The sequence below is a fragment of the Nocardia sp. MH4 genome, from assembly GCF_019266065.1.
Classification (GTDB): domain Bacteria; phylum Actinomycetota; class Actinomycetes; order Mycobacteriales; family Mycobacteriaceae; genus Nocardia; species Nocardia canadensis.
In genome coordinates this window covers 22,406-28,864 of sequence record NZ_LPNR01000054.1, presented here as the reverse complement: position 1 = coordinate 28,864, position 6,459 = coordinate 22,406, and the positions used below count along the sequence as shown (strand labels likewise).

Annotated in this window: 4 protein-coding genes and 1 pseudogene; 4 read left to right on the top strand and 1 reads right to left on the bottom strand. The window is 69.2% G+C overall.

What is annotated here, in order from left to right:
* Positions 1-315: pseudogene (locus tag ATM97_RS03675) on the bottom strand (sensor domain-containing protein); the annotation flags it as partial.
* 196 nt (positions 316-511) lie between these two features.
* On the opposite strand from ATM97_RS03675, the gene ATM97_RS03670 reads away from it, so the two are divergent.
* The 4 genes from ATM97_RS03670 (at position 512) to speD (ending at position 6,449) form a co-directional block, all read left to right on the top strand.
* Entirely contained in the window at positions 512-1,456 is a 945-nt protein-coding gene (locus tag ATM97_RS03670; RefSeq protein ID WP_218716509.1) for a PAC2 family protein, read from the top strand.
* Positions 1,457-1,519: 63 nt separating this feature from the next.
* Positions 1,520-4,018, top strand: a complete 2,499-nt coding sequence (locus ATM97_RS03665; protein WP_218716508.1) for an RNA helicase — start codon at positions 1,520-1,522, stop codon at positions 4,016-4,018.
* 104 nt (positions 4,019-4,122) lie between these two features.
* Positions 4,123-5,238 carry a type III PLP-dependent enzyme gene (locus tag ATM97_RS03660; protein WP_218716507.1) on the top strand — a complete coding sequence of 372 codons (1,116 nt, stop codon included), beginning with the start codon at positions 4,123-4,125 and terminating at the stop codon, positions 5,236-5,238.
* 8 nt (positions 5,239-5,246) lie between these two features.
* On the top strand, positions 5,247-6,449 hold the full coding sequence (speD, locus tag ATM97_RS03655; protein WP_218716506.1) for an adenosylmethionine decarboxylase: 1,203 nt from the start codon (positions 5,247-5,249) through the stop codon (positions 6,447-6,449).
* Positions 6,450-6,459: the final 10 nt, after the last annotated feature.

Sequence of the window (6,459 nt, the reverse complement as noted above, 5' to 3'; positions counted from 1 at the left end):
CGCCGGGCGGACGGTGGCGCCCGCCCCCACCCCGTCCAGATCGCCCGCCGCCGCGGCCGCGGCCTGCGGGGGCAGGACGACGGCCGGGTAGCGGGCCGGGAACTGCTGGGCGGTGGGCAGCAGATCGGCGAGCGCGCCGTCGATGTGCCGCACCGCGATCGCGCTCTGGGCGACCGGCGTGCCGTCGATGCTCTGTCCGCACCCGGTCAGCGCCAGCCCGGCGAGCACCACCGAGCAGGCGAGGGTCCGGCGCCGCTGCCCGGGGCGCCGGACCCGATCGCCGCCGTGGGCCGGTGTCGTCTCCGCCACGTTCACCCCTCCCACTGTGCCCCACCGGGCCGGTCGGGGCGGCATCGCCACGCCGCACGGGAATGTCGAGGCAGCGGTGGCTGTTGTGTAGCAGGACGAGCCGTCCTCCGGCCGTGTGCGATGCGTCTGCTCGCGTGGGGGACAATGGAGAAACGCCTCCCCCGCCGCGAGCGTTGGTGGACCGCGCAGGAAGGAGTACGCGATGGATGATCAGTCGCACATGTACGAGCTGGAGTTCCCGGCACCGCAGCTGTCGTCGGACGACGGCGCCGGTCCCGTGCTGGTGCACGGCCTGGAAGGTTTTACCGACGCCGGTCACGCCGTGCGCCTGGCGACCACCCACCTGCGCGAGAGCCTGGAATCCGAACTCGTCGCTTCCTTCGACGTCGACGAGCTGCTCGACTACCGCTCGCGCCGTCCGCTGATGACGTTCAAGACCGATCATTTCGCCGAGTACGCCGAACCCGAGCTGAACCTGTGGGCGCTGCGCGACACCGCCGGCACCCCGTTCCTGCTGCTGGCCGGCCTGGAACCGGATCTGCGCTGGGAGAAGTTCACCACCGCGGTGCGGCTGCTGGCCGAACAGCTCGGCGTGCGCCGCACGATCGGCCTGTCGGCGATCCCGATGGCGATCCCGCACACCCGTCCGCTCGGCGTCACCGCGCACTCCTCGGACCGTTCGCTGATCGGCGATCACCAGCGCTGGCCCGGTGAGCTGCAGGTGCCCGGCAGCGCGTCCTCGCTGCTCGAATTCCGGATGGCCCAGCACGGACACGAATCGCTCGGGTTCTCCGTGCACGTGCCGCACTATCTGGCCCAGACCGACTATCCCGAGGCCGCCCAGACCCTGCTGGAGAACGTCGCCGACAGCGCAGGCCTCGAACTGCCGCTCACCGCGCTGGGCGAGGCCGCCGCGCGGGTGCGCGAGCAGGTCGCCGAGCACATCGCCGGCAACGAGGAGGTCGAGACGGTCGTGACGGCGCTGGAACGCCAGTACGACAGTTTCGTCACCGCCCAGGAGAGCCAGTCCAGCCTGCTGGCGGGCGACGGTGAACTGCCCAGCGGCGAGGAGCTCGGCGCCGAGTTCGAGCGCTTCCTCGCCGAACAGGGCGGTTACGGCGACACCTCCCGCGACAGCGAGGACTGAACCGCCGGGCCGTGCGCAGGTCTGAGCACGGCGACGCCCGCCTCGCCCACTAGGGTGGTCGGAGTGGATCTGACCGACCTGCTCGAAATCCCCGGGACCGACGCCGACGCGCTCTACGAGTCGTTCGCGGCGTGGGCCGCCGAGCAGGGCACACCCCTGTATCCGGCGCAGGACGAGGCGCTCATGGAGCTGGCCTCGGGATCCAACGTGATCCTGGCGACGCCGACCGGATCGGGCAAGTCCCTGGTCGCGGTCGGCGCGCACCTGTTCGCGATGGCCAACGGGCAGCGCAGCTACTACACCGCGCCGATCAAGGCGCTGGTCAGCGAGAAGTTCTTCGCGCTGTGCGAGGTGTTCGGCGCGGCGAACGTCGGCATGGTCACCGGCGACGCCGCGGTCAACGCCGACGCCCCGATCATCTGCGCGACGGCGGAGATCCTGGCGAACCTGGCACTGCGCGAGGGCGCGGCCGCCGAGGTCGGCCAGGTGGTGATGGACGAGTTCCACTTCTACGCCGATCCCGATCGCGGCTGGGCCTGGCAGGTGCCGATCATCGAGCTGCCGCGCGCGCAGTTCCTGCTGATGTCGGCGACGCTGGGCGAGGTCGACTTCTTCGCCGAGGATCTCGAGCGCCGCACCGGCCGCTCGACCGCGGTGGTCGCGGGCACCGAACGCCCTGTCCCCCTGACGTTCTCGTACGTGCGCACCCCCGTCACCGAGACGCTCGAAGAGCTGGTGACCACCCATCAGGCGCCGGTGTATGTCGTGCACTTCACCCAGGCCGCCGCGCTGGAACGCGCCCAGGCGCTGACCAGCGTGAACTTCGCCACCCGCGCCGAGAAGGACGCGATCGCCGCCGCCATCGGCGAATTCCGCTTCGCCGCCGGCTTCGGCAAGACCCTCTCGCGGCTGATCCGCCACGGTATCGGCGTCCACCACGCCGGCATGTTGCCCAAGTACCGCAGGCTGGTGGAGAAGCTCGCCCAAGACGGCCTGCTGAAGGTGGTGTGCGGCACCGACACCCTCGGCGTCGGCATCAACGTGCCGATCCGCACGGTGCTGCTGACCGGGCTCACCAAGTTCGACGGGGTGCGGACCCGCAGGCTCAAGGCCCGCGAGTTCCATCAGATCGCCGGCCGCGCCGGCCGCGCCGGATTCGACACCATGGGCACCGTCGTCGTGCAGGCGCCCGAGCACGAGGTGGAGAACGCGCGCCTGATCGCCAAGGCGGGCGACGATCCGAAGAAGCAGCGAAAGGTGCAGCGCCGCAAGCCGCCCGAGGGTTTCGTGTCCTGGAGCGAGGAGACCTTCGACCGGCTCGTTGCCGCGCAGCCCGAGCCGATGGTGTCGCGTTTCGCGGTGACCAACGCGCTGCTGCTCAACGTGATCGCCCGGCCAGGCAACTGCTTCGACGCCATGCGCCACCTACTCGAGGACAACCACGAGCCGCGCCCGGCCCAGCGCAAACACATCCTGCGTGCCATCCGGCTCTACCGGGCGCTGCGCGATGCCGGTGTGGTGCAACAACTCTCCGAGCCCGACGCGCAGGGTCGGATGGCCCGGCTCACCGTCGACCTCCAGCGTGACTTCGCTCTCGATCAGCCGCTCTCGCCGTTCGCGCTGGCGGCCTTCGAACTGCTCGATCGCGACAGCCCCACCTACACCCTCGATGTCGTCTCGCTGATCGAGGCGACCCTGGAGGACCCCCGGCAGCTGCTGATGGCCCAGCAGCACAAGGCGCGCGGGGCCGCCGTGGCCGAGATGAAGGCCGACGGCATCGAATACGAGGAGCGCATGGAGCTCCTGGAAGAGGTCACCTGGCCCAAGCCGCTGGCCGAGCTGATCGAGCCCGCCTTCGAGACCTACCGGGCCGGGCATCCGTGGGTCTCGGAGTTCGCGCCGTCGCCGAAGTCGGTGGTGCGCGACATGATCGAGCGCGCGATGACCTTCGCCGAGCTGATCTCGTTCTACGAGCTCGCCCGCTCCGAGGGTGTGGTGCTGCGCTACCTCGCCGATGCCTACCGCGCGTTGCGCCGCACGGTGCCCGACGCGGCCCGCACCGAGGAGCTCGACGATCTCGTCGAGTGGCTGGGCGAGCTGATCCGCCAGGTGGATTCGAGCCTGCTCGACGAATGGGAGCAGCTCACCAATCCGGGCGCGGAGAACGACGCCGAGCAACTCGCCTTCGGCGCGGAGTCGGTGCGCCCGATCTCGGCCAACGAGCGCGCCTTCCGGGTGATGGTGCGCAACGCCATGTTCCGCCGGGTCGAGCTCGCCTCGCGACAGCGCTGGTACGACCTCGACCAGCTGAGCCCGGGCCCGGACTGGGCCGAGGATTTCGCCCCCTACTTCGACGAGTACGCCACGATCGGCACCGGCCCCGATGCCCGCGGCCCGCAGCTGTTCCAGGTGGAGCAGCGGCCCGGCTTCTGGCATGTGCGCCAGGTCCTCGACGACCCCGCGGGCGACCACGGCTGGGCACTGACGGCCATCGTCGATCTGGAGGAGTCCGACGCCGCGGGCGAGGTGGTGTTCGACGAGGTCACGGTGTCGGCGGGCTGACTGATACCCGTTCCCTATCGTCGAAAATGACGAATGTTTGACGGATTCGTTGTTGGGTAGGCGCCGCTGATACTCTCTCCCGGCCGCCGACCGAAAGTTCAACTATGCCCGAATCCCCGTACCTTGTCATCTACCCCGAACGGGTACGTGCCAATTACCGAGCTCTCGCCGCCGCCGTGTCGGCGCGGCGCAGCCGGGGCACCCGGATCAGGTACGCGGTGAAAGCGGCACCGGTCGACGAGTTGCTGACGCTGCTCGACGTCGAGGGCGCCGAGTTCGATGTCGCCAGCATCGGCGAGATCGAGCAGGCACTGCGCCTGGGGATCGACGCGGCCAAGCTCTGCTACGGCAATCCCATCAAGAAGAGCGCCCACATCGCGCGCGCCTTCGCCCTGGGTGTGCGCCGCTACGCCTTCGACACCGAGGACGACCTGCTGCGCATCGCCGAGCACGCGCCCGGTGCGGAGGTCGAGTGCCGGTTCCTGTCCTCGGCGCCGGAGTCGCGCACCCCCTTCGGCACCAAGTTCGGCTGCGCGCCCAGCGAGGCGCTGCGGCTGCTGGTGCGCGCCCGCGATCTGGGCTTGGCGGTGGGCGGCCCGTACTTCCACGTCGGCTCCCAGCAGCTCGATCCGGCCGCCTGGCGGATCGGTATCCGCCAGGCCGGTGAGATCGTGACCGCGTTGGCGGACAAGGACATTCACGTCGCCGCGGTCAACGTGGGCGGCGGTCTGCCGATCTCCTACGCCGACGCGGCCCCCGAGCTCGACGCGATCGCGGCCGCCATGACCGCGGCCGCCGCGCAGTACCTGCCCGAGTCCACCGGCCTGGTCGTCGAACCCGGCCGCGCGCTGGTGGGCAACGCGGGCACCATTCACGCCGAGGTCGTCGGCGTGCGATTCGCGCCGGATGGCCGGCGCTGGGTGTATCTCGACATCGGCCGATACAACGGTATGGCCGAGACGGAGAACGAGTACATCGCCTACCGGTTCGTCACCGATCGCGACGGCGATCCGGTCGACGAGGCGGTGGTCGCGGGTCCGACCTGCGACGGCGACGATGTACTGTATCAACGCACGAAGGTCCTTCTGCCGACCACGTTGCGAGCCGGTGATCAGATCCAGATCCTCGACACCGGCGCCTATACCGCGAGTTATTCGTCGGTGTCCTTCAATGGTTTTCCGCCCTTGACCGTTCATGTCTCGGGCGCTGAGCGAGAGTGAGTTTGCCCATGACGGCGGAATTCACCGGCTGGCACGTGCTGGCCGAGTTCGGTGGTGTCGACACAGACCTGTGTGACGATCTCGAACGACTCGAATCGGCGTTGCGTGAGTCTCTGATCGCGGCGGGCGTCACCATCTGCGATGTCGTTCACAAAAAGTTCGATCCGCAGGGGGTGACCGTCCTCGCCCTGTTGTCGGAGTCCCACGCCTCGATTCACACCTATCCGGAGTCCGGCGACATCTTCGTCGACGTCTTCACCTGCGGCAGCATCGGCGCGGGCGCTACGAAGGCGGTAGAACTCCTGCGAGACAAGTTGTCTCCCAAGGATGTTCGGATGAAGGTCGTCCAGCGCGGCCACGGGGCCGAGAAGATCTACGAACCGGTGGGCGACGGCCTGACCCGGATCTGGGATCTGCACGAGGTGATCGTGGACACGAACACCCCGTTCCAGCACATGGTGATCGCGCGCACCGATCAGGGCATCTCCCTGTTCTCCGACGACGACCGCCAGTCCACCGAGTTCTCCCAGGTCACCTACCACGAGGCCATGATGGTCCCGGCGTTCGTGCTGGCCGAGAAGCTGGACCGGGTGCTGATCATCGGTTCCGGTGAGGGCGTGGCCTCGCAGATGTCGGTGGCGGCGGGGGCGACCCTGGTCGATCACGTCGATATCGACCAGCGCGAGGTCGAGCTGTGCGCCCGGCACCTGCCCTACGGCTACACCCCCGAGGAACTGGCGGCCGCGGTCGCCGGTGAGGGTCCGGTGCACGTGCACTACGCCGACGGCTGGGACTTCCTGGCCAACGCGCAGGAGGCGGGCACCCGTTACGACGTGATCGTCATCGATCTGCCCGACGAGCGGGTCGAGGACGCCCAGCACAATCGCCTCTACGAGTCGGAGTTCCTGTCCCGATGTAAGGCACTGCTGGCGCCCGGCGGCGTGCTGTCGGCCCAGGCCGGCTGCGCGACCATGTGGCGCAACGAGACCCTCAAGCGGTCGTGGGGTCGGTTCCACGAGCAGTTCGCCACCGTGGTCCCCTACGGCAGCGACGAGCACGAGTGGACCTTCCTGTTCGGCCTGAACGAGAAGATCGAGGACCCGGTCCGCGGCATGACCGACCGCCTGGCCCTGCTCCCCTACCGCGCCGAGACCATCGACGCGCGCGCTCTCGAGCGCGGCGCGATCGAGCCCTACGCGCTGCGCGCCTGAGCTCGCTCGC